This is a genomic window from Novosphingobium capsulatum NBRC 12533, from assembly GCF_001598375.1.
Lineage (GTDB): Bacteria > Pseudomonadota > Alphaproteobacteria > Sphingomonadales > Sphingomonadaceae > Novosphingobium > Novosphingobium capsulatum.
On the sequence record NZ_BCYV01000004.1, the window covers coordinates 121,478 to 143,463 of the forward strand.

The window sequence follows — 21,986 nt, forward strand, 5'->3', positions numbered from 1 at the left end:
CCAGGCCAGGATCGCATCCGGTCTCGGGCGATCCATATGTTCCTATTATAACGATGCACGAGTGCGACCCATTTGCCCCAACCTGGCCAGCAAAGCCAGCCTTCGTTGCAGCAATCGTTGTTGTTCGGCAAAGCTATCCTCGGAAAAGTCGTTTTCCAGGCGCTCTGTCGCTCGCGCCAGCGCCGATTCCACCGCCGGAAGATCGACAATCAGCTCGATCGCTTCGGCCAGTTCGTCAAGCGCGGTGGCGCTCGTTTCCGAAAGGAAGCCGAATCGCAGGCCATCGTAATCGTCTGCCGACGGCACCTCTAGCTGCCGCTCCAGCAATATGGGGCGCAAGGCCGTGCTTTCAAGCGGCGCGCCCGATTCGGCAAAGGCCAGCAGCGCATCGAGCAGCGCGGCCATGCCGGCCTGCGCGGGGTGGACGCGCGCCAGCGCCTCGCCATGGCGGGCCAGCGCGGCGGGATGCACCACCAGCCCGGCCAGAACCGCCGCCAGCAGCGCGTCGCCTGAACCGACCTTGGCCGAGAGGCGGCTGGCCGTGGCGGCGGGCAGGGGCGGGGGTGCCGGCTTCCACGGCCCGCGGCCCTGGCGCGGCTGGAACGTGCCACCCTGGCGCGGGGTGAAGGCAGGGCGCTCGCGCCGGGTAAAGGCCAGTTCGCCAAAGCGATCCAGCAGTTCACGGCGGTAGAGCGTCTTGATATCGGGGTGGGCGATCGTGTCGCAATGGGCCAGCAGGCGCGCCTTGAGCCCGGCCTTGTCCTCCGGCGTGGTCAGCGGCGAGGCGTCACGCTCGCCTTCCCACAGCACATCGACCAGGCTGCGCGCGGTGCCGAGCAGATCGAGCATCGCCTCGCGCCCGCGTTTCTTGACCACGTCATCGGGGTCCATGCCATCGGGCAGCGTGACGATGCGCAGGCTGTGCCCAGGGCGCAGCAGGGGCAGGGCGCGCGTCACCGCCTTCATCGCCGCGCGCTGCCCGGCGGCATCGCCATCGAAACACAGCGTCGGGCATTCGGTCACGCGCCACAGCCGCTCGATCTGGTGCTCGGTCAGCGCGGTGCCCAGTGGGGCGACGGCTTCGGCAATGCCGGCGGCGGCCAGGGCGACCACGTCCATATAGCCCTCGACCACCACGATCCGGGCCGACGATCGCGCGGCCGGCGCGGCGCGGTGCAGGTTGTAGAGCGTGCGGCCCTTGTCGAACAACGGCGTATCGGGCGAATTGAGATACTTGGGGGCGTCGGTCTTTTCGGCCGCGAGGATGCGTCCGCCAAAAGCGATGATCCGCCCGCGCTGATCGGCGATCGGCAGCATCAGCCGCCCGCGAAAGCGATCGTAGGGCGTCTTGCCTTCGACCACGATCTGCAAGCCGGCCTCGATCAGCATGCTTTCGGGAAACTGGCCCAGCGCCTCTTTGAGCGCGGTGCGGCTGTCAGGGGCATAGCCAAAGCCGAATTCGCGCGCGATGCGTTCGGGAAACCCGCGCGAGGCGAGGTAGGCCCGCGCCCGCTCGGCTTCTGGCGCTTTCAGGCTGGCCACGAAAAAGTCCTGCGCCGCCTGCATCACATCGTGCAGCGACTTGGCCGCCTGCGCGCGCTGGGCGGCCTGGCGGTCCATCTCGGGCATGTCCATGCCCGCCTGCGCCGCCAGTTCCTTGACCGCCTCGATGAACGGCAGGCCTTGGTGATCGGTCATCCAGCGGATGACATCGCCATGTGCGCCGCAGCCAAAGCAGTGGTAGAAGCCCTTTTCGTCGTTGATCGTGAAGCTGGGCGTCTTCTCGTTGTGAAACGGGCAGCACGCCTTGAACTCGCGCCCGGCCTTCTGCACGCGGATCGACCGCCCGATCACGCCCGAAAGCGAGACGCGGTTGCGCAGTTCATCCAGCCATTGCGGGGTCAGGCTCAAGCTCCCCTCCCGCTTGCGGGAGGGGCTGGGGGAGGGCGTGTTGCGTCAAAGCTCACCCTTCACTCCCAATTCCTTCAGAACACGGATCAATTCCAAGATTATCCCATCACGGTTGTTCATCACGTCGCCGTTCCAGAAGCGGACGACGGAGAAACCCTGGCTTTCCAGAAACGCTGTTCGCCGGGCATCATAGGCCTGCGCCGCCGCATGCGTGGCGCCGTCGATTTCGATGACCAGCCGATATTCCCGCGAAACGAAATCACAGATGTATGGCCCGATGGGGAATTGCCGATTGAACCGCACGCCCAGCACTTGGCGGCTGCGCAAGGCCTGCCACAGGTGGCGTTCCGGTTCGGTGGCATTGTTGCGCAAGTGGCGGGCGCGGGCGGTAGGGCGCTGGTCACCCTTGTCGTTCGCGCGCTGCCAAGCTTGGTCCATCGGGGGAACATGCCCTCCCCCAGCCCCTCCCGCAAGCGGGAGGGGAGCTAAAAAGAAGTCCCTCCAGCGGGCGGCTGAAGTCTTACGCCAAAATCCCCCTCCCGCCTGCGGGAGGGGTTAGGGGAGGGCCTGTTCCAAAGAGCGGAGGGCATGTTGCTTACGAAAGCGCCGCCTTCACCAGGCCGCTGGCCTTGCTCATGTCGATCTGCGTGCCGTGGCGCGCTTTCAGTTCGGCCACCACGCGGCCCATGTCCTTCATGCCGGTGGCGCCAAGTTCGGCCTTGATGCCTTCGATCGCGGCCTTGACGTCGTCTTCGGAAAGCTGCGCGGGCAGGAATTCCTCGATCACGACCAGTTCGGCCTTTTCCACGTCGGCCAGTTCCTGGCGGCCGCCCTGCTCGAACAGGGTGATCGATTCGCGGCGCTGCTTGACCATCTTTTGCAGCACGTCGATCACCACGGCATCGTCGTCCGGCACCGTCTTTGCGGTGCGCAGTTCGATGTCCTTGTCCTTGAGCTTGGCCAGGATCAGGCGGACGGCGGCAAGGCGTCCCTTGTCTCCGGCTTTCATGGCAGCCACTTGCGCGGCCTTGATCGTGTCGCGGATCATGTCGTGTTTTTCCTGTGGGTGTTCGGGCCGCGCAGGGCGGCGCAAAGGATTCCTCCTAGGACAAACTTTCTTGAACCGCTAGGTTGACGCTGCGGCCATAGGAGCGTAGCGGCCGGGCCTTAGCAACATCGCCAGAACCCCTGCCAACGGAGCGCCCCCATAATGGCCGACCCCGCCCTTTCGCTTGCGTCCCAACCAGAAGGATCGACGGGTGTTCTCGTCCTTGCCGACGGTTCGGTCGCCTGGGGCCGAGGCTTTGGCGCCGTGGGTGAAGCCGTCGGCGAGGTGTGCTTCAACACCGCGATGACCGGCTACCAGGAAGTGATGACCGATCCGAGCTATGCATCGCAGATCGTCACATTCACCTTCCCGCACATCGGCAATGTCGGCACCAACGCCGAAGACATGGAAAGCCATGGCGTGCCTGGCGCCGTGGGTTGCGTGGTGCGCGAAGACGTGACCGCGCCGGCCAACTTCCGCGCCCAGGGCACGTTCCAGCAGTGGATGGAGCGCCAGGGCCGCATCGGCCTGGCCGGCATCGATACCCGCGCGCTGACCCGCCGCATCCGTTTGTCGGGTGCGCCTAACGCGGTGATCGCGCATCACCCCGAAGGCCAGTTCGATCTGGAAGCCCTGCTGGAAAAGGCGCGCGCCTGGCAGGGGCTGGAAGGCCTTGACCTCGCCCGCGTGGTCAGCCGCGAGGCCCGCGAAGAATGGCAGGGTTCGGTCTGGCATCTGGGGCAGGGCTATACCCGCCCCGAAGGCACGGGCCGCCCGCACGTGGTCGCCATGGATTTTGGCGCCAAGGACAACATCTTCCGCAACCTGGTCAAGGCCGGGGCAGACGTGACCGTGGTTCCGGCGCAGACCGGGTTTGACGAGATCATGGCGCTCAAGCCGGCGGGCGTGTTCCTGTCCAATGGCCCGGGTGACCCGGCCGCGACCGGCGCCTATGCCGTGCCGGTAATCCAGCACCTGCTGGCGGCAGACGTGCCGATCTTCGGCATTTGCCTGGGGCACCAGATGCTCGGCCTGGCCGCCGGCGCCAAGACCACCAAGATGAACCAGGGCCACCGCGGCGCCAATCATCCGGTCAAGCGCAACGACGATGGCGTGGTCGAGATTACCTCGATGAACCATGGCTTTGCCGTGGACAATGCGCCGGGTTCGCTGCCTGCCAACGTGATCGAAACCCACGTCTCGCTGTTCGATGGTTCCAACTGCGGGATCGCGATCACCGGCAAGAAGGCGTTCGGCGTGCAATACCACCCCGAAGCCTCACCCGGCCCACAGGACAGCTTCTATCTGTTTGAAAAGTTCGTGAGCATGCTGGGCTAATCGCCCAGCCATCGTTTCCGAACCCATTCGCCGTGCCCGGCACGGCTGACGCCAGAACAAAGACAAAGGCCCACCCATGCCCAAGCGCACTGACATCTCCTCGATCCTGATCATCGGCGCCGGGCCGATCATCATCGGCCAGGCTTGCGAGTTCGACTATTCGGGCACGCAGGCGGTCAAGGCGCTCAAGGAAGAGGGCTATCGCATCATCCTGGTCAATTCCAACCCGGCCACGATCATGACCGACCCGGAAATGGCCGACGCCACCTATGTGGAGCCGATCACGCCCGAAGTGGTGGCCAAGATCATCGCCAAGGAACGGCCCGATGCCGTGCTGCCGACGATGGGCGGGCAGACCGCGCTCAACACGGCGCTGGCCCTGGCCAATGACGGCACGCTGGAAAAGTATGGCGTGACGATGATCGGCGCCAACGCCGAGGCGATCGACAAGGCCGAAGACCGCCAGAAGTTCCGCGACGCGATGGACAAGATCGGGCTGGAATCGGCCCGGTCGGGCGTGGCCCACACGGTGGAAGAAGCGCTGGCCGTGCTCGAAACCACCGGCCTGCCTTCGATCATCCGCCCCAGCTTTACCCTGGGCGGCACCGGCGGCGGTATTGCCTATAACAAGGACGAGTTCATCAAGATCGTCCGTGGCGGCCTGGAAGCATCGCCCACCACCGAAGTCCTGATCGAGGAATCGCTCCTCGGCTGGAAGGAATACGAGATGGAAGTCGTCCGTGACCGGAACGACAATTGCATCATCATCTGCTCGATCGAAAACGTCGATCCGATGGGCGTGCACACCGGCGACTCCATCACCGTGGCCCCGGCGCTGACGCTGACCGACAAGGAATACCAGATCATGCGCAATGCATCGATCGCGGTGCTTCGCGAGATCGGCGTGGAAACCGGCGGTTCCAACGTGCAGTTCGCGGTCAACCCCAAGGATGGGCGCCTGATCGTGATCGAGATGAACCCGCGCGTCTCGCGCTCCTCGGCGCTGGCGTCGAAGGCCACCGGCTTCCCGATCGCCAAGGTCGCGGCCAAGCTGGCGGTGGGCTATACCCTCGACGAGATCACCAACGACATCACCGGCGCCACGCCGGCGAGCTTTGAACCGACGATCGACTATGTCGTCACCAAGATCCCGCGCTTTGCCTTTGAAAAGTTCAAGGGTTCCGAACCGCTGCTCTCCACGGCGATGAAGTCGGTCGGCGAAGTCATGGCGATCGGCCGCAACCTCAAGGAATCGCTGCAGAAGGCGCTGCGCGGCCTGGAAACCGGCCTCGATGGCTTCAACCGCTATGATGCGCTCGAAGGCGCCACGCGCGACGAGATCAACGCCGCGCTCAGCCGCGCCACGCCCGAGCGCCTGCTCGTGGCCGGCCAGGCCTTCCGCGAAGGCTTCAGCGTCGAAGACGTCCACGCCGTGACCAAGTACGAACCCTGGTTCCTGCGCCACATCGCCGAAATCATCGCCGAGGAAGAAGCGGTGATCCAGCACGGCCTGCCCGTGACGGCCGAAGGCATGCGCCGGTTGAAGGGCATGGGCTTTTCCGACAAGCGCCTGGCCAAGCTGGCGGTGCGCTCGGCCGGGCTGGTCGGCAGCCCCAACCATGCGCGTTCGGGCCTGGTGCACGATGTGGTTTCGGCCATGGCCGGCGCCACCAGCGAGGCCGAAGTGCGCAAGCTGCGCCACAAGCTGGGCGTGCGCCCGGTGTTCAAGCGCATTGACAGCTGCGCCGCCGAATTCGAAGCGGTCACGCCCTACATGTATTCCACCTATGAAGGTGGCCTGTTTGGCGAGCCCGAAAACGAGGCGATGCCCAGCGACCGCCGCAAGATCGTGATCTTGGGTGGCGGTCCCAACCGCATCGGCCAGGGCATCGAGTTCGACTATTGCTGCTGCCACGCCTGCTTCGCGCTGGAAGACGCCGGGTTCGAGACCATCATGGTCAACTGCAACCCGGAAACCGTTTCCACCGACTATGACACCTCGGACCGCCTCTATTTCGAGCCGCTGACGGCCGAAGACGTGCTGGAAATCCTTGATGTCGAGCGCTCCACCGGGGAACTGGTCGGCGTGATCGTGCAGTTTGGCGGGCAGACCCCGCTCAAGCTGGCGCAGGCGCTGGAAGACGCCGGCATCCCGATCCTGGGCACCTCGCCCGACGCGATCGACCTGGCCGAAGACCGCGAGCGCTTTGCCGCGCTGGTTGAGCAGCTGGGCCTCAAACAGCCGGCCAATGGCATCGCCCGCAGCCGCGACGAAGCCATCGCTGTGGCCAGCCGCATCGGCTATCCCGTGCTGATCCGCCCCAGCTATGTGCTGGGTGGCCGCGCCATGGAAATCGTCGACAGCCAGGCCCAGCTGGAAGACTACATCGCCACGGCGGTGCAGGTTTCCGGCGATAGCCCGGTCCTGATCGACCAGTACCTGCGCGATGCGATCGAATGCGATGTCGATGCGCTGGCCGATGGCGAAACCGTGCGCGTGGCCGGTGTGCTGCAGCACATCGAGGAAGCCGGCATCCATTCGGGTGACAGCGCCTGCACCCTGCCGCCCTACAACCTGCCGGCCGAAATCGTTGCCGAAATGGAGCGCCAGGCGGTTCTTCTGGCCCAGGCGCTGCAAGTGCGGGGCCTGATGAACATCCAGTTCGCGGTCAAGGATGGCGACGTTTACCTGATCGAGGTGAACCCGCGCGCCAGCCGCACCGTGCCGTTTGTGGCCAAGGCGGTGGGGCAGCCCATTGCCAAGTATGCCGCCCGCGTGATGGCCGGCGAACGCCTGGCCGATCTGCCCGAAATTCGCCGCGACATCGATTACATGGCGGTCAAGGAAGCGGTGTTCCCGTTTGCGCGCTTCCCCGGCGTCGATCCGGTGCTCTCGCCGGAAATGAAGTCGACCGGCGAAGTCATGGGTATCGACGACAATTTCGGGATGGCTTTCGCCAAGGCGCAGTTGGGCGCCAGCACCCGCCTGCCGCAGGGCGGCACGCTGTTCGTCTCGGTCAAGGATACCGACAAGCCAGTGGTCCTGCCGGGCGTGCGCAAGCTGGCGGCGATGGGCTTCAAGATTGTCGCCACTGGCGGCACTGCCCGCTATCTGGCCGACAACGGCGTGAACGTGGAACAGGTCAACAAGGTGGCCGAAGGCCGCCCGCACATCGTCGACCGCATCATCGATGGCGAGATTGCCCTTATTTTCAACACGACCGAAGGCTGGCAAAGCCATAAGGACTCCGCTTCGATCCGTGCGTCGGCGCTCAATGGCAGGGTTCCCTACTTCACCACAGCCACCGCATCGGTGGCTGCGGCAGAGGCGATCGAGGCTTTGCGCAGTGCCGAACTTGAAGTGAAGTCACTGCAAGACTATTATCGTTGATCGTCCAAGGGTTCCCCTCCCACAGCGTTGCCCATCGCGGCTGAACGTGGCCAGGCTGGTTTCCAGCCCGGCGGGGGAACGGTTTTCCCTCGAACCCATTGGGCCAGGGAATTGAAAGAGAAGGATTACGGATGGCCAGTGTTGAAAAGCTGCCGATGCTCCAGGAAGGCTATGAAAAGCTGACTGCCGAGCTCAAGCTGCTGCGCGAGGAGCGTCCCCGGATCGTAGACGCCATCGAGGAAGCACGCGCCCACGGCGATCTTTCCGAAAATGCCGAATACCATGCCGCGAAGGAACGCCAGGGGCAGGTTGAAGCGACGATCGCCGATCTCGAAGACAAGATCAGCCGCGCGCACATCATCGACCCCACCACTTTGTCGGGTGACCGCATCGTGTTTGGTGCCACGGTGACGCTGCTCGACGATGATGAAAAGCCGGTGCGCTACCAGATCGTGGGCCAGGCCGAGGCCGACGCCAAGCGTGGCCGCATCAGCTACAATTCGCCGCTCGGCCGCGCGCTGATCGGTCGCAAGGTGGACGAGGAAATCGAAGTCACGGTTCCCTCGGGCGACAAGTTCTACCTGGTGCAGAAGATCGAGTTCATCTGAACCGATCCTGCGCAAAGCCATCAAAAAGCCCCCGGAAACTGCTGTTTCCGGGGGCTTTTTGCATTAGCGCGATGTCGCTGCGATCAGGCGTCGCTTTGTGCCGGATCGAGCAGCTTGTGGAGGTGGACCACCACATAGCGCATTTCGGCATCGTCAACGGTGCGCTGCGCTGCCGAACGCCAGGCTTCTTCGGCCGCGGCATAATCGGCATAGACACCGACGAGATCGATGGCTTTGAGATCGACGAAATCGAGCGTCTGCGGGTCTTTCACCCGGCCGCCCATCACGAGATGGAGTTTCTGCATTGTGGCCCTTCCCTGGGAGGATGCCAAAAGCCGATGGCAAACTGTGCGGCTTTGCGCAAGACCCGTGCGCGGCTGCACATTTGCAACCTGCGCACGGGCATTTGCGCAAAACGGCGCTGGGGGCAGGGCGGGCGTGCTCAGCGCTTGAGACGGGCGGCCAGTTCGCTGGCCTTCGTCAGCGCCACGTCGGCCGCCTCGCGTGCGGCGTTGGCAGCCACTTCGGCCAGATCAGTCGCCTTCTTGCGTGCTTCGCCGGCACCCCCGGCCAGCTTGCCGCCGGCTTCGCTGCCGATGTCTTCCAGCTTGTGCACGCCTTCGCGGCCGGCATCAGCCGCCTTGGCGGCATAGGCGAGGGCGATTTCTGCCGCGAGCGTCGCCAGCGTGCTGGCTTTCTTGCCGAGCCCTGCAGCGACCTGCTCGGCCGGTTCGGCCAAGCTGGCAAAGGTTGAGGCGGCAGTCGGCTTGCGGCTGCGCGTGGCAAGCTTGCCGACGACCAGGCCAAGGGCGATGCCGCCGGCCAGCGCCGCCAAAGGATGCTGCTCCACCACCTGGCGCACGGTGCTGCCCACTTCCGCAGCCTTGGCGCGGGCCTGGGCCACGCGATCGCTCGCTTGGCTGCTAGTCTCGTCCTGCGCCGGCACTACCGGGGTCAGTTCGGGCGTCTGCTTCGTGTCGTCGCTCACCATAATCCTCCAGTTTTGCGCCCCCACTTGCGATTTTCGCGTTTGCCGAACCATCCGCTCGGCCGCTTGTCCCACAGCCATTGGCCAAGGGCAGTCAGCGGCTCGCGCAAGGTCCAGCCTGCGAGCACCACCAGGGTAATGATCAGCGCCGGTGCGGTATCCTTGATCACCGTGCCGGCGCCGTCGATGGCTTCCACCATTTCGTCGATCAGGCGATCACGCAGTCGCTGCCCCAGGGGGCGCGCGGCCAAGTCATCCTTGAGACCGACAAGTTCCGATCGCATGTCTTGCCAGGCCTGCGCGCGCGCCTGGGCGGCGGCCAGCAGGGTTTCCTCGGCGCTCATGCCGCTGTTTCCTGCATGGCGTTCTCCTGCTCTACGGCAGCAACCACTGCCGCTTCTGCCCGGGTGGGCTTACCCAGCACCGTATCGCGCGCATCGCGAAACGCGCGCACGGCGGCGCGGAAGCACAGGCCGCTGAGCAGCATGAGGCCCAAGCCGACCACGGCCAGCGCCCCCCATGCCGTCAACAGTGGCGCCAGCGCAATGAGCAGGCCCACCACGAGCGCCACCAGGGTCAAGCCGCCGAACGCGCCAGCCAAGAGCAGATAGATGGCCACGCGTTTGCCCCGGCTCCAGCCAAAGCCAACGCGCGCCTTCTGATAGGCCATCTCGGCGCCGAGAACGGCTTCACCCTGGCGGAACAGCGCTTCGAGTCGCGCGGCCAGCGGCGTGGCCTCGCTGCTGTCAGGCATCCGTGCTGTCGCCACCGCGGAACAGGCGGGCCAGCACGAAGCCGGTCACGGCCGCGATGCCAAGCGCGGTGGCCGGGCTCTTGCGCACGAAGGTCTTCACGTCTTCACCCAGTTCGGCAAAGTCCTTTGATGCGAGCTTGTCGGCGGTGTCTTCCACGCTCTTGCCAGCGGTGCGGGCATAGTCGCCATACTTGACGCCAAGCTTTTCATCGATTGCGTCGGCCGAACCGGCAATGGCCTTGCCCACGGCAGCCAGCGCTTCGCTGGCCTTGGCCTTGCCATCGTGCGCCAGATCGGCGCCCTTGTCCTTGGCCTGCGCGGCCAGAGCCTTGGCCTCGTCAGACCACTGCGCGGCGGTGTCGGTCGCCTTGTCCTTGTAGACCTGGCTCTTTTCCAGTGCCTCGGCCTTGAGCGTTTCGGCGCTGCTGCGTGCTTCGTCCACGGCCTGGGCAAAGCGGGTCTTGGCCTTTTCAGCCAGATCGCGTGCCGTGGCGGCCAGGTCGTGCGCCTTCACGTCGACGGCATCGGCCGCCTTGGTGCCGGCATCCACCAGATCGGCGCCGGCATCCTTGATGGCAGCTTCGGTTTCGTTGGTTTCAGGTGCGGTGTCGGCCATGAGAATCCCTTTCTCTTTCGACAAATTCGTATGCCACAATCGTATGCCCTGCATGGGCCATGGATCGGGCGGCGTTCAGGTGTTGCACTGCGGCATTATTTGCCGCTCTACGCCATCTTGCAAGCCAACGCCGCTTGCTTGCCAAGGTTCCACCCGATAGGAGCCCGGCAGGCCGGTGAAGTCCAGAGAAACTTGCCCTGGATAGTTACACCGTCGTTCGCTGCTGGAAGCAGGCCCACTGGGGGCCGGCCACCGAAAGCCAAGGGAAGCCGATCATGACCGCGATCATCGATATTCACGCCCGCGAAATTCTCGACAGCCGGGGCAATCCCACCGTCGAAGTCGACGTTCTCCTTGACGATGGCTCGTTCGGCCGCGCCGCCGTGCCGTCCGGCGCCTCGACCGGTGCGCACGAAGCAGTCGAACTGCGTGATGGCGACAAGAGCCGCTATCTGGGCAAGGGCGTGACCAAGGCGGTCGACGCCGTCAACGACGAGATCAGCGAAGTCCTGCTCGGCCTCGACGCCGAAGACCAGCGCGACATCGACATGGCGATGATCGAACTGGACGGCACCGAGAACAAGGGCCGCATCGGCGCCAACGCCATTCTCGGCACCTCGCTCGCCGTGGCCAAGGCCGCTGCCGATGCGCGTGGCCTGCCGCTCTATTCCTATGTTGGCGGCGTGTCGTCGCACGTGCTGCCGGTGCCGATGATGAACATCATCAACGGCGGCGAACATGCCGACAACCCGATCGATTTCCAGGAATTCATGATCATGCCGGTGGGTGCGCCCACCCTGGCCGAAGCCGTGCGCTGGGGCGCGGAAGTGTTCCACACCCTCAAGAAGGGGCTCAAGGACAAGGGCCTGGCCACGGCCGTGGGCGACGAAGGCGGCTTTGCCCCCAATCTTGCCAGCACGCGCGATGCGCTCGATTTCGTGATGGCCTCGATCGAAAAGGCCGGGTTCAAGCCGGGCGAAGACATGGTTCTGGCGCTGGACTGCGCCAGCACCGAATTCTTCCGCAACGGCAAGTATGAAATCAGCGGCGAAGGCCTCTCGCTCAGCCCCGATGCCATGGCCGATTACTTGGCCGCGCTGTGCGATGCCTATCCCATCCTCTCGATCGAAGACGGCATGGCCGAAGACGATTTCGAAGGTTGGGCCGCGCTCACCAGCAAGATCGGCAAGCGTGTGCAGCTGGTCGGCGACGACCTGTTCGTGACCAACCCCAAGCGCCTGGAAATGGGCATCGGCAAGGGGCTGGCCAACTCGCTGCTGGTCAAGGTCAACCAGATCGGCACGCTCACCGAAACGCTCGAAGCGGTCAGCATCGCGCAGCGCGCGGGCTATACCGCGGTGATGAGCCACCGTTCGGGCGAAACCGAAGACGCGACCATTGCCGACCTGGCAGTGGCCACCAACTGCGGCCAGATCAAGACCGGCTCGCTCGCCCGTTCCGACCGGCTTGCCAAGTACAACCAGCTGATCCGTATCGAGGAAGAGCTGGGCCAGGCCGCGCGCTATGCCGGCCGTGGCGCGTTCGGGCGCCTCGCCTGATCCGGACATAAAAAAACCCTCTCCCCGCCGGGGAGAGGGTTGGGTGAGGGGGTGTTGGAATGTCGTTCGGAACATTCCCTCCCCCAGCCCCTCCCCCAAGCGGGAGGGGAGTATAAAAGAAAACCCCTCCCGCAAGCGGTAGGGGAGATTGAGGAGCCTCCACCGCTTTGCGGGGAGGCGCCTCAGGCAATCAGTCGCCCCACTTCTTCTTGAGATCGTATAGCGCCAGGGCCGCCTTGGCCGCTTCGCCGCCCTTGTCCTTCTGCGCCGGATCGGCGCGCACCAGGGCCTGGGCTTCGTTCTCGACTGTCAGGATGCCATTGCCGATCGGCAGGCCGTCCATGGTCAGCGCCATGATGCCGCGCGCGCTTTCACCCGCCACGATTTCAAAGTGATAGGTCTCGCCGCGGATCACCACGCCGATGGCGACATAGCCATCATAGCTGCCGTCCTGATCGGCCAGCGCAATCGCCGCCGGAATTTCCAGCGCGCCGGGAACGGTGACGACATCGGCCTTGTGGCCGGCTGCCTTGAGCGCGGCGCGGGCGCCGGCGATGAGCTGGTCGTTGAGATGCGCGTAGAACCGGGCTTCAACGATGAGGAACTTGGCCAAAAAACTTACTCCGCTGGAATCGGGCGCTCGCCCACGATGTTGAGGCCATAGCCTTCGATCGCGATCGGCGTGTGGTGGGAATTGGACAGCAAGACCAGGTCGTGGATGCCAAGATCTGCCAGGATCTGGGCGCCGATACCATAGGCGCGCAGGTCCATGTCCTGGCCCGGCGTGGCGCCGCGCACGGGATCGCTGTCTGCGGTAGGGAACAGCAGCACGATCACGCCGGCCCCGGCGCGGCCGATTTCGGTCATCGCGCGCTGCAGGGTGCGCTTGCGCGCGCCGGCCCGCCCCAGCAGATCGTCAAAGGCCGAAAAGGCATGAACGCGCGCCAGCGTGGGCGTGCCGGGAATGACCTGGCCTTTCTGCAGGACCAGGCTTTCGGTGCCATCCACCTTGTTGCGATAGGTCAGCACGCGCCAGTCGCCGCCATAGTCTGACGTGAACGGCACTTCGGCCACCTTCTGCACCAGATGGTCATGTCGGCGGCGGTATTCGATGAGATCGCGGATCGTGCCGATCTTGAGGCCGTGGCGCCGGGCAAATGGAACGAGATCGTCCATTCTGGCCATGGTGCCATCGTCCTTCATGATCTCGCAGATCACACCCGAGGGGTTGAGCCCGGCCAGCCGCGAGATATCGACCGCCGCTTCGGTATGGCCGGTGCGCACCAGCACGCCGCCATCGCGCGCGATCAGCGGAAAGACATGGCCGGGCGTGACGATGTCATGGCGGCCCTTGGCCGGATCGATCGCCACGGTAACGGTGCGGGCGCGATCGTGCGCGGAAATGCCGGTGGTCACGCCTTCGCGCGCCTCGATCGAGACGGTGAACGCGGTTTCGTGGCGCGTGCCGTTGTTGCGGCTCATCAATTCGAGGCCAAGTTCCTCGACGCGCGCGCGGGTCAGCGTCAGGCAGATCAGCCCGCGCCCGTGGGTGGCCATGAAGTTGATTGCGTCGGGCGTGGCCATCTGGCCCGGGATAACCAGATCGCCTTCGTTTTCACGGTCTTCGTCATCCACCAGAATGAACATGCGCCCGTTGCGCGCTTCCTCGATAATCTCTTCGATCGGCACGATGGCGGGGCTGTCGTCGCCCTCGGTCAACACCCGCTCCAGCTTGGCCAGCGTGTCGGCAGTGGGATTCCAACTGGACGAGGTGCATTCGCGCAGGGTGTTGGCGTGCAGGCCGGCGGCGCGGGCAAGCCCTGCGCGCGACATGCCGCCTTCGGTCACCAGCTTGCGGACGCGTTCGATGAGTTCGTTTGACATGCACCCGCATTGTCACATCGAAATGTGATACGCAAGAGGGTGTATCACATTGCTGTGTGAGTATTGGTCAGCCTTGCGGCACGACCAGAACCGTGATGGTGCTGGTGGCGTTGCCAACGATCTGGACGACATGGTCGCCCGGTTGCAGCGCGAAATCGATGATCTTGCGAATGCCGCTGCAATCCGGCCCATGCCCGTGCGCGGTGGTGGGCAGTGCAGCCCCGGCCGAGACCAGATCGACCCAGGCGGCGGAACTGAGTGCAACGCGATAGGTGCCCGCAGTGGTGACGTGCAGGGCAACCATTCCGCCGAAGGTGCCCGGAGCCGCAGGCTTTTGCGGCGGCAAGGCATAGTGCACTTCGGCCATGGGGTGCAGCGTCAGCGCTTCTGCTTCCCCCGGCGCAATCTTGGTCATGGCCAGGCCGGGGCGATCGGTGGCGCTTTCCAGCGTTGTCGCATTGCTCCACGCGGCAAAGGCCGGGAGCAGGGCGGCCGGCGTGGCGGGGCAGGCGGGCGCGCTGCTGGGCGCCATGGGCTGCGCGAACGCGCTGCCTGCCGACGAGGCGGCGAGGAGGGCCAGCGCCGAAGCGGCCAGGCGGCGGAATGAAAGGCTGGACGCGCGCATGAAGATCCTCGCTTATGATGATGTTTCTGCATGCATAGCATGCGGCAGACGGGGATGGCCATGGTGCCGCTTGCGGTCTTCGCGCGTTGTGGCCGCGCGGGCATATGGACAGCGCCTGGCGTGCGGCCCAAAGAGCGCCGGCGGCGTGGCGCGTGATGGAGACAACTGATGGAGTTCGATTTTTCGCAGATGGCGGCGGGTGATCGCTACAAGCTGATGAGCGCCTCGGTCACGCCGCGGCCGATCGCGTGGGTGACCACGCGATCGGCCGCCGGGGCGGCCAATGCCGCGCCGTTCAGCTTCTTCAACATGGTCGCCGCCGATCCGCCCTTGCTGACGATCGGATTCCTGCGCCAGGCCGATGGCCGCCACAAGGATACCCCGGCCAATATCCTGGAAACGAAGGAATTCGTTGTAAACCTTGTGTCAGAAGATGACGCGGAAGCGATGAACTTTACCTGCATCGATGCCCCGCCCGGATTTGACGAAGCGGCACACGCCGCCCTGTCGCTGGCGCCGTCGAGCGTGGTTGCGCCTGATCGCATCGCTACGGCCCCGGTATCGATGGAATGCCGGCTCTATCAGGCGATCGAGGCGGGACAGAGCACGATCGTGCTGGGCGAAGTGGTGCGTTTCCATATCCAGGACCACTTCATCGACGCCGATCGTCTCTACGTCGATACCATGGCCATGGGGCTGATCGCGCGCATGCACGGGGCGTGGTACAGCCGCAGCGATACCTCGTTCCAGCTGACGCGGCCGCGCTATGCCGATTGGCTGGCAGAAAAGAATGACGATTGATTGACGGGATTCGTGTGAAACTGTTGCAATGCGATGACCATTTCGCCGCATTGCAATATGCAACCAAGATCGTTGCATATGTTTCTTTTGTATTCAAAAATATCACAATAAATCAACGGTATATACCGAATAGCTGTAGCAAATCTGGCATATTTGCGCCTTATCCGGCCACGGTTTCAAGGAGGCAATATGACCGAACAAAAATACCGCCTGGCGGCCCACGCCAGCGCCACCGTGCTTGCCCTGGCAAGCTTGGGCCTGGCCGCGCCGGCGCTGGCCCAGTCCACCGGCAGCATGGACTTCGGCAACCAGATCGTGGTGACCGGCACGGCCCAGAAGGGCATCGTCGGCGTCGCCAATCCCGATACCAGCAAGGCCTCGGCCATTCTCAGCCAGGCCTGGATCGAACGGCAGACGCCCGGCCAGTCGATCAACGACATGATCAATTACCTGCCCGGCGTCAGCTTCCAGAACAACGATCCCTATGGCGGCAGCGGCGGCACGCTGATGATCCGCGGCTTTGATGCCACGCGCATTTCCGAAACCATCGATGGCGTGACGCTGAACGATGATGGCAACTATGCGCTCTATTCGGGTGAGCTGCTCGATTCCGAAGTGATCGATCAGGTCGCGGTCAATTTCGGCACGACCGACGTCGATAGCCCGACCTCGTCGGCCTCAGGCTCGACCATCAACATCCGTTCGCACAAGCCGACCGAGGATTTCCACCTCAAGGCATCGGGCGCGATGGGCACCGACAATTACTATCGCGTGATGGGCATGGTCGATAGCGGCGCGATCGGGCCGGCTGGCACGCGCCTCTATGGCGAATACAGCCACTCGCACAACGATTCGCCGTTCAACAACTATGGCAAGGTGCGGCGCGAACAGGCCAACGGCGGCATCTATCAACCGCTGGGCGCCAATGGCGATTTCCTGTCGCTGACCGGCACGTATGTCGGCACGGAAAACAACTTCTCGGGCTCGGTCCCGCTGTCGAACGTGCCGCTGACGGCCGACACCGGCGTCGGCTTCACCTATTTCCCGACGAGCTTCAAGAACGGCTATTACCACTATGCGCCGTGCACCACGGCGGCGGCCAATGCCGGCACGGCCGACAATGCCAACACCTGCGGTTCGGCCTATGACTATCGCGTCAACCCGGCGCAGTTGCTCAACCTGCGCGGCAGCGCGCGCCTGACGCTGGCGCCAGGCCTGGTGTGGACGATCGACCCCAGCTATCAGTGGACCAAGGCCAATGGCGGCGGCACGGTTGTGGCCTCGGAAGGCACCTCGGCCGGGATGACCGGCTATGTCAACGGCAGCTATTACCTGGGTGAGGATCTCAACGGCGACGGTGATACGCTGGACAAGGTGCGCCTGCTGGCGCCCAGCCAGACGACCACGCACCGCATCGCGCTGACCACCTCGATACGTTATGACATCGACAGCCGCCAGGCCGTGCGTATTGCCTATGCCTTTGCCCGCTCGGTCATTTCGCAGACCGGCGAACTCGGCATGCTCAACAGCGATGGCTCGCCGGTGCTGATCTCGCCGGTCAACGATCCGCTCGCCGATGGCGCGGGCAACGTGGTGGAAAAGCGTGACACCCGCTCGATCGCGTTGCTCAACCAGGTTTCGGCCGAATATCGCGGCAGCTTCATGGACAACCGCCTGAAAGTGAATGCCGGCCTGCGCGCGCCGTTCATGCACCGCGACCTCACCAACGACTGCTTCACCCGCAGCAGCAGCGGCGGCGTAAGCTGCGTGTTCGGCGCATCGGCGGCAACCTATGCCGCGGCCAACCCCAGCGCGGTTTCGCCGCAACGCCGCACCTATAACTACAATGCCGTGCTGCCCAGCCTGGGCGTGACCTATGACCTGCCCAGCGCCGGCCAGATCTTCTTCAATTACTCCAAGGGCATGTCTGTTCCGCAGACGACCTCGCTCTATCAGTCGTTCTACTTTGCCAATGGCAGCAATGCCGGCCTGGTGGACCCGGAAAAGACCGACAACTTCGACCTTGGCTTCCGCCGTACCAGCGGCCCGCTCCAGGCGCAGGCAGACCTGTGGTACACCCACTTCACCAACCGTCTGGGCACGGCCTATCAGCCTGACGCCAACACCGCGATCTACACCAACCTGGGCACCGTCGATCGCTATGGCATCGATGCCAACGTGTCGTACCGCTTCACCTCGCACGTGAGCGGCTATGTCTTTGGCTCGTGGCTGCATTCGCGGATCAAGGACAATGTCGATTCGCCCACCGGCGAACTGGCAACCGCTGGCAAGTTCGAATCTGCCGTGCCGATCACCACGGTTGGTGCGCGCCTCTCGGGCAATTTCCAGCCCTTTACGCTGGGGGTTCAGGTCAAGCGCACCGGTCCGCGCTATGTCAACGACCAGAACACGCCCTATTACCTCGCGGGCACGACCACAGTGGCCTATGGCGCCAAGACGCCGTCCTACACCCTGGTCGATCTCGATGCGCGCGTGGCGCTGGGCGCGGTCGGTCTCAACGACCGGTCCTATCTCCAGCTCAACGTGACCAACCTGTTCAACCAGTATTACGCGGGCGGGTTCTCGGGCACGTTCAACAACCAGGTAAGCTATACCGGTAGCTATACCAATGTGCAGATCGGTGCGCCGCGCGCGGCGATTGCCACGCTGGTTCTGGCTTACTGATCAGCCACGCGGCTGAAAAGGGAAGGGGTGGCGCGCCGGGGAGGGCACGCCACCCCTTTTTCCTTGCGTCTTTTCCGGCGCTTGGTCGTATCATGGGGTATGACCGAGAAAGCCTGCACCATTCACCGCCTGCATCCCGCCACCCGCGATGACATCGGCGATCTTGTCACCCGCCGCCCTCTGCCGGGGCCCGCGCTCGATCATCTCGGCGCGTTCCTGTTCCTCAACCACCATGGGCCGCAGGTCTATCCTTCGCCCAACCGGGGCCTGCCATTCGGGCCGCACCCGCATCGCGGCTTCGAAACGGTCACCTTCATCCTCACCGGCGAGTTGACCCACCGCGACACCGGCGGCCACGAAAGCACGATCCACGCCGGCGGGGTGCAGTGGATGACGGCCGGCAGCGGCCTGATCCATGCCGAAATCTCGTCAGACGATTTCAAGCGCCGGGGCGGGGCGGTGGAAATCCTGCAACTGTGGGTCAATCTGCCGGCCCGCCTCAAGATGACCGCGCCGCGCTATACCGGGGTGCAAGCCGATGGCGTGCCGGTCTTGAGCGAAGACGCCGGGCGCGTGCGCGTGCATCTGGTTTCGGGCACGCGCGGCGGCGTCACGGGGCCGGTCGCTTCGCTGACGGGCGTGTTCATGAGCTTCGCCTATCTCGATGCCGGCGGCACGCTGGTGACCGAGGGGCTGCAGGGGCGCGACGTGTTCCTCTATGTCGTGCGCGGCAGCGTGACCGTGGCAGGTACGGTGGCGCCAGCCTTCAACCTGGTGGAATTGACGCCAGGTAACCGGCTCGAACTGGTGGCGCAAGAGGACAGCGTAATCCTGCTGGGCCATGCCGATCCGATTGACGAGCCGATCGTGTCGCACGGGCCCTTCGTGATGAACAGCGTGGCCGAAATCCACCAGGCCTATGCCGATTTCCAGGCTGGCAAGTTCGGCACGATGGGCTGAAACGCTCGGCTAGGTACGGGGCTTCGACAAGCTCAGCCCGAACGGATCACTATCCTTCTTCGGAGCAGGGGAAATTCCGCAAATTCCCCGTTCGCCCTGGGTCTATGGAAGGGCTCTGCGCTACGCCGTTCCGTCAGTGCCTTTACGCTGGCACATGGCCATCGTTGATCGAGGCCAAAGCCACCCCTGGCAGTTCATGCCATTCTCCATGTCATTGGCGAAACATGGAGAATGGCAATGGCCGAAACGATGAAAGCCGCCGTGGTGCATGCCTTTGGGCAACCGCTGACGATCGAGCGCGTGCCCATCCCGCAGCCCGGCCCTGGCCAGGTGCTGGTGCGGATCGCGACGTGCGGGGTGTGCCACACGGATTTGCACGCCGCCTGTGGCGATTGGCCGGTCAAGCCCCAGCCACCGTTCATTCCCGGGCACGAGGGCGTGGGCCATGTCGTGGCCGTGGGGCCGGGCGTGGTGGGTGTGAAGGAAGGCGATTGCGTGGGCGTGCCCTGGCTGCATTCGGCCTGCGGCCATTGCCCGCATTGCCTGGGCGGCTGGGAAACCCTTTGCCACGAGCAGCAGAACACTGGCTATTCGGTCAACGGCGGCTTTGCCGAATATGCCCTGGCCGATGCAGCCTATGTCGGCCACATTCCCGCAGGGCTCGATCTTGTGGAAGTCGCCCCGATCTTGTGCGCCGGAGTCACGGTCTACAAGGGCCTCAAGATGACCGATACCAAGCCGGGTGACTGGGTGGCCATTTCGGGCATCGGCGGGCTGGGGCACATGGCGGTGCAATATGCCAAGGCCATGGGCCGCAAGGTGATCGCGGTGGACGTTGATGCGGCCAAGCTCGATCTTGCCCGCCGGCTGGGCGCAGAGCTTACCGTCAACGCCGTGCAGGACGATGCTGCTGCGTTCGTTCAGGCGCATTGTGGCGGCGCGCAAGGCGTGCTGGTCACCGCCGTATCGCGCAAGGCCTTCGAACAGGCACTGGGCATGGCCGCGCGCGGCGGCACTGTGGTGCTGACCGGCTTGCCACCGGGCGATTTCCCGCTGTCGATCTTCAATACCGTGCTGGGCGGCATCACCGTGCGCGGCTCGATCGTGGGCACGCGGCTCGACCTGATCGAGGCGCTGGACTTTGCCGCCGCAGGCAAGGTGCGCGCTACGGTGGAAACGGTGAAGCTGGAGGATATCAACGCCACGTTCGAACGGATGACTGCCGGCACCATCGAAGGGCGCGTGGTGCTCGATCTGCGATAAGGGGGATGACGCTGGTGCGTCTGCTGCCAGGGAACGGTGGTGGACGCACTAGGGCTCGAACCTAGGACCCGCTGATTAAGAGTCAGCTGCTCTACCAACTGAGCTATGCGTCCGTGCCGGTTGTGGCAGGCCGGTGAGTGGCACCGGAAGAAGGGATGGTGGACGCACTAGGGCTCGAACCTAGGACCCGCTGATTAAGAGTCAGCTGCTCTACCAACTGAGCTATGCGTCCACACCTGCTGTTCGGGCAGGCCGGTGTTGGTGCACCGGAAGTAGGATGGTGGACGCACTAGGGCTCGAACCTAGGACCCGCTGATTAAGAGTCAGCTGCTCTACCAACTGAGCTATGCGTCCGGGTTCCCGAGCGACCGTCGCCGCCCGGGAGCGGCCCCAATAGCGATTTCTCCGCCCCTGCCAAGCCCCAATTTCAACTTTTTTAGGAAAGACCTGTGGAACTCCGCCGGCTCCACCGATCGACCGCCATGATCGTGCCGATGCAGATCATGTTGGTCATCATCGACGAGCCGCCATGGCTCAGGAATGGCAAGGGAATGCCCACTACGGGCGCCAGGCCCATGACCATCATCATGTTGATGCAGGCATAGAAAAAGATCGTCGCGGTCATCCCTGCGGCGAGCAGGCGGGAAAACCGGTCAGGCGCGTTCATCGCCACTTTCAGGCCCCAGCGCATGATGAGGCCAAACACCAGCAGCACGAACAGGCCGCCCAGCATGCCCCATTCTTCGGCCATGGTGGCAAAGACGAAGTCGGTATGCGCTTCGGGCAGGTAATCGAGATGGCTTTGCGAGCCATTGCCGAACCCCTTGCCCAGAAAGCCGCCCGAACCGATCGCGATCTTGGACTGGGTGATGTGATAACCCGATCCCAGCGGATCGCTTTCCGGGTCCATGAACACCAGCACGCGCTTGCGCTGATAATCGTGCAGGGCAAAGAAGAACGCCAGCGGTGCGATCACTGCCCCGGCGCCACCCGCGCCCAGGAACCAGCGCAGCGGCAGGCCGGCCAGGAACATCACCACCACCCCGCCAAAGCAGATGGCGAGCGCCGTGCCCAGATCAGGCTGGAGCATGACGAAAGCGGCGGGAAAGCCAAGCAGGCCCGTGGCCGGCGCCACGGCGCGCCAGCTACGTGTTTCGCCCGTCGGCAGCACGCTGTAGAACCAGGCGAGCACCAGCACGATGCCCGGCTTCATCAGTTCCGAGGGTTGCAGCGTCATGAACCCGAGGTTTAGCCAGCGCTGGCTGCCCCCGCCGATGCCACCGATCAGTTCCACCAACACCAGCAGCACGCAAAGCAGGCCATAGAGGGGCAGGGCGGCCCGCCGGAACCAATCCTGCGGCACCCGCGCCAGCACCATGGCCATGGTCAGGAACACGAAGAAGCGGGCGACGTGCATCAGCGCCCAGGGCTGGAAATGCCCGCCGGCCGCCGAATAGAGCACGGCCCCGCCAAAGCACACCAGCATCAGCAGCGGCAGCAGCACGCCCCAGGGCTGGCGCGACAGGCCGGTAGGAACATAGGCGCGGCGCATGGC

The 21,986-nt window shown here is 64.3% G+C and carries 20 protein-coding genes and 3 tRNA genes; 8 read left to right on the plus strand and 15 right to left on the minus strand.

What is annotated here, in order from left to right:
• Window positions 1-45: 45 nt before the first annotated feature.
• From dnaG to SCA01S_RS01595, 3 genes are all read right to left on the minus strand, one after another.
• The gene (dnaG, locus tag SCA01S_RS01585; protein ID WP_062782208.1) at window positions 46-1,911 is read right to left on the minus strand and encodes a DNA primase; all 1,866 of its coding nucleotides are present in this window, start codon (window positions 1,909-1,911) and stop codon (window positions 46-48) included.
• A 45-nt stretch (window positions 1,912-1,956) separates the two neighbouring features.
• The gene (locus tag SCA01S_RS01590) at window positions 1,957-2,349 is read right to left on the minus strand and encodes an endonuclease domain-containing protein (protein ID WP_062782210.1); all 393 of its coding nucleotides are present in this window, start codon (window positions 2,347-2,349) and stop codon (window positions 1,957-1,959) included.
• Window positions 2,350-2,506: 157 nt separating this feature from the next.
• Window positions 2,507-2,959: a GatB/YqeY domain-containing protein gene (locus SCA01S_RS01595; protein ID WP_022677779.1), complete on the minus strand. Its 453-nt coding sequence runs from the start codon at window positions 2,957-2,959 to the stop codon at window positions 2,507-2,509.
• Between the two features lie 162 nt (window positions 2,960-3,121).
• On the opposite strand from SCA01S_RS01595, the gene carA reads away from it, so the two are divergent.
• The 3 genes from carA to greA all read left to right on the plus strand — a co-directional run bounded on the left by carA (window position 3,122) and on the right by greA (window position 8,296).
• On the plus strand, window positions 3,122-4,297 hold the full coding sequence (carA, locus tag SCA01S_RS01600; protein WP_062782213.1) for a glutamine-hydrolyzing carbamoyl-phosphate synthase small subunit: 1,176 nt from the start codon (window positions 3,122-3,124) through the stop codon (window positions 4,295-4,297).
• A 76-nt stretch (window positions 4,298-4,373) separates the two neighbouring features.
• Entirely contained in the window at window positions 4,374-7,688 is a 3,315-nt protein-coding gene (gene carB / locus SCA01S_RS01605) for a carbamoyl-phosphate synthase large subunit (RefSeq protein ID WP_062782216.1), read from the plus strand.
• Between the two features lie 131 nt (window positions 7,689-7,819).
• On the plus strand, window positions 7,820-8,296 hold the full coding sequence (gene greA, locus SCA01S_RS01610; RefSeq protein WP_022677776.1) for a transcription elongation factor GreA: 477 nt from the start codon (window positions 7,820-7,822) through the stop codon (window positions 8,294-8,296).
• An 83-nt stretch (window positions 8,297-8,379) separates the two neighbouring features.
• Here the strand turns inward: greA and SCA01S_RS01615 are convergent, their stop codons facing one another.
• From SCA01S_RS01615 to SCA01S_RS01635, 5 genes are all read right to left on the minus strand, one after another.
• Window positions 8,380-8,601, minus strand: a complete 222-nt coding sequence (locus SCA01S_RS01615) for a DUF4170 domain-containing protein (RefSeq protein ID WP_022677775.1) — start codon at window positions 8,599-8,601, stop codon at window positions 8,380-8,382.
• A gap of 137 nt (window positions 8,602-8,738) precedes the next feature.
• Window positions 8,739-9,284 (minus strand): hypothetical protein, encoded by a 546-nt coding sequence (locus tag SCA01S_RS01620; RefSeq protein WP_157088828.1) that lies wholly within the window; start codon window positions 9,282-9,284, stop codon window positions 8,739-8,741.
• On the minus strand, window positions 9,281-9,628 hold the full coding sequence (locus tag SCA01S_RS01625; RefSeq protein WP_022677773.1) for a hypothetical protein: 348 nt from the start codon (window positions 9,626-9,628) through the stop codon (window positions 9,281-9,283). Before SCA01S_RS01625 ends, SCA01S_RS01620 begins: the two co-directional genes overlap by 4 nt.
• On the minus strand, window positions 9,625-10,038 hold the full coding sequence (locus SCA01S_RS01630) for a hypothetical protein (protein WP_062782221.1): 414 nt from the start codon (window positions 10,036-10,038) through the stop codon (window positions 9,625-9,627). The genes SCA01S_RS01625 and SCA01S_RS01630 overlap by 4 nt, the downstream gene beginning before the upstream one ends.
• Window positions 10,031-10,654 carry a hypothetical protein gene (locus SCA01S_RS01635; protein WP_062782224.1) on the minus strand — a complete coding sequence of 208 codons (624 nt, stop codon included), beginning with the start codon at window positions 10,652-10,654 and terminating at the stop codon, window positions 10,031-10,033. Before SCA01S_RS01635 ends, SCA01S_RS01630 begins: the two co-directional genes overlap by 8 nt.
• Before the next feature lie 275 nt (window positions 10,655-10,929).
• Between SCA01S_RS01635 and eno the strand changes: the two genes are divergently transcribed.
• Window positions 10,930-12,213, plus strand: a complete 1,284-nt coding sequence (gene eno / locus SCA01S_RS01640) for a phosphopyruvate hydratase (RefSeq protein WP_022677770.1) — start codon at window positions 10,930-10,932, stop codon at window positions 12,211-12,213.
• Between the two features lie 190 nt (window positions 12,214-12,403).
• Here the strand turns inward: eno and ribH are convergent, their stop codons facing one another.
• The 3 genes from ribH to SCA01S_RS01655 all read right to left on the minus strand — a co-directional run bounded on the left by ribH (window position 12,404) and on the right by SCA01S_RS01655 (window position 14,722).
• Window positions 12,404-12,826: a 6,7-dimethyl-8-ribityllumazine synthase gene (gene ribH / locus SCA01S_RS01645; protein WP_062782226.1), complete on the minus strand. Its 423-nt coding sequence runs from the start codon at window positions 12,824-12,826 to the stop codon at window positions 12,404-12,406.
• A gap of 5 nt (window positions 12,827-12,831) precedes the next feature.
• Window positions 12,832-14,097 (minus strand): 3,4-dihydroxy-2-butanone-4-phosphate synthase, encoded by a 1,266-nt coding sequence (gene ribB / locus SCA01S_RS01650; RefSeq protein WP_022677768.1) that lies wholly within the window; start codon window positions 14,095-14,097, stop codon window positions 12,832-12,834.
• Between the two features lie 67 nt (window positions 14,098-14,164).
• Window positions 14,165-14,722: a hypothetical protein gene (locus SCA01S_RS01655; protein ID WP_062782229.1), complete on the minus strand. Its 558-nt coding sequence runs from the start codon at window positions 14,720-14,722 to the stop codon at window positions 14,165-14,167.
• 168 nt (window positions 14,723-14,890) lie between these two features.
• On the opposite strand from SCA01S_RS01655, the gene SCA01S_RS01660 reads away from it, so the two are divergent.
• The 4 genes from SCA01S_RS01660 to adhP all read left to right on the plus strand — a co-directional run bounded on the left by SCA01S_RS01660 (window position 14,891) and on the right by adhP (window position 20,431).
• A complete protein-coding gene (locus tag SCA01S_RS01660) occupies window positions 14,891-15,523 on the plus strand; it encodes a flavin reductase family protein (protein WP_062782232.1) in 633 nt (210 codons plus the stop codon).
• Window positions 15,524-15,712: 189 nt separating this feature from the next.
• Window positions 15,713-18,208, plus strand: a complete 2,496-nt coding sequence (locus tag SCA01S_RS01665; protein ID WP_084390719.1) for a TonB-dependent receptor — start codon at window positions 15,713-15,715, stop codon at window positions 18,206-18,208.
• A 99-nt stretch (window positions 18,209-18,307) separates the two neighbouring features.
• Window positions 18,308-19,168 carry a pirin family protein gene (locus SCA01S_RS01670; RefSeq protein ID WP_062782234.1) on the plus strand — a complete coding sequence of 287 codons (861 nt, stop codon included), beginning with the start codon at window positions 18,308-18,310 and terminating at the stop codon, window positions 19,166-19,168.
• A gap of 237 nt (window positions 19,169-19,405) precedes the next feature.
• Window positions 19,406-20,431 carry an alcohol dehydrogenase AdhP gene (gene adhP / locus SCA01S_RS01675; RefSeq protein WP_062782237.1) on the plus strand — a complete coding sequence of 342 codons (1,026 nt, stop codon included), beginning with the start codon at window positions 19,406-19,408 and terminating at the stop codon, window positions 20,429-20,431.
• Between the two features lie 37 nt (window positions 20,432-20,468).
• Here adhP and SCA01S_RS01680 read toward each other — a convergent pair.
• The 4 genes from SCA01S_RS01680 to rodA form a co-directional block, all read right to left on the minus strand.
• Window positions 20,469-20,544, minus strand: a tRNA-Lys gene (locus tag SCA01S_RS01680).
• 43 nt (window positions 20,545-20,587) lie between these two features.
• Window positions 20,588-20,663: transfer RNA gene (locus SCA01S_RS01685), tRNA-Lys, on the minus strand.
• Between the two features lie 46 nt (window positions 20,664-20,709).
• Window positions 20,710-20,785, minus strand: a tRNA-Lys gene (locus SCA01S_RS01690).
• 82 nt (window positions 20,786-20,867) lie between these two features.
• Window positions 20,868-21,983 carry a rod shape-determining protein RodA gene (gene rodA / locus SCA01S_RS01695; RefSeq protein ID WP_062782281.1) on the minus strand — a complete coding sequence of 372 codons (1,116 nt, stop codon included), beginning with the start codon at window positions 21,981-21,983 and terminating at the stop codon, window positions 20,868-20,870.
• Between the last annotated feature and the right edge of the window lie 3 nt (window positions 21,984-21,986).

Coding starts and splice junctions, on each gene's coding strand:
- SCA01S_RS01615 (WP_022677775.1), bottom strand. CDS start 8,601: ATGCAGAAACTCCATCTCGTGATGGGCGGCCGGGTGAAAGACCCGCAG.
- SCA01S_RS01655 (WP_062782229.1), bottom strand. CDS start 14,722: ATGCGCGCGTCCAGCCTTTCATTCCGCCGCCTGGCCGCTTCGGCGCTG.
- carA (WP_062782213.1), top strand. CDS start 3,122: ATGGCCGACCCCGCCCTTTCGCTTGCGTCCCAACCAGAAGGATCGACG.
- adhP (WP_062782237.1), top strand. CDS start 19,406: ATGGCCGAAACGATGAAAGCCGCCGTGGTGCATGCCTTTGGGCAACCG.
- SCA01S_RS01590 (WP_062782210.1), bottom strand. CDS start 2,349: ATGGACCAAGCTTGGCAGCGCGCGAACGACAAGGGTGACCAGCGCCCT.
- SCA01S_RS01660 (WP_062782232.1), top strand. CDS start 14,891: ATGGAGTTCGATTTTTCGCAGATGGCGGCGGGTGATCGCTACAAGCTG.
- carB (WP_062782216.1), top strand. CDS start 4,374: ATGCCCAAGCGCACTGACATCTCCTCGATCCTGATCATCGGCGCCGGG.
- SCA01S_RS01665 (WP_084390719.1), top strand. CDS start 15,713: ATGACCGAACAAAAATACCGCCTGGCGGCCCACGCCAGCGCCACCGTG.
- greA (WP_022677776.1), top strand. CDS start 7,820: ATGGCCAGTGTTGAAAAGCTGCCGATGCTCCAGGAAGGCTATGAAAAG.
- eno (WP_022677770.1), top strand. CDS start 10,930: ATGACCGCGATCATCGATATTCACGCCCGCGAAATTCTCGACAGCCGG.
- ribB (WP_022677768.1), bottom strand. CDS start 14,097: ATGTCAAACGAACTCATCGAACGCGTCCGCAAGCTGGTGACCGAAGGC.
- SCA01S_RS01635 (WP_062782224.1), bottom strand. CDS start 10,654: ATGGCCGACACCGCACCTGAAACCAACGAAACCGAAGCTGCCATCAAG.
- SCA01S_RS01630 (WP_062782221.1), bottom strand. CDS start 10,038: ATGCCTGACAGCAGCGAGGCCACGCCGCTGGCCGCGCGACTCGAAGCG.
- SCA01S_RS01595 (WP_022677779.1), bottom strand. CDS start 2,959: ATGATCCGCGACACGATCAAGGCCGCGCAAGTGGCTGCCATGAAAGCC.
- SCA01S_RS01625 (WP_022677773.1), bottom strand. CDS start 9,628: ATGAGCGCCGAGGAAACCCTGCTGGCCGCCGCCCAGGCGCGCGCGCAG.
- rodA (WP_062782281.1), bottom strand. CDS start 21,983: ATGCGCCGCGCCTATGTTCCTACCGGCCTGTCGCGCCAGCCCTGGGGC.
- SCA01S_RS01670 (WP_062782234.1), top strand. CDS start 18,308: ATGACCGAGAAAGCCTGCACCATTCACCGCCTGCATCCCGCCACCCGC.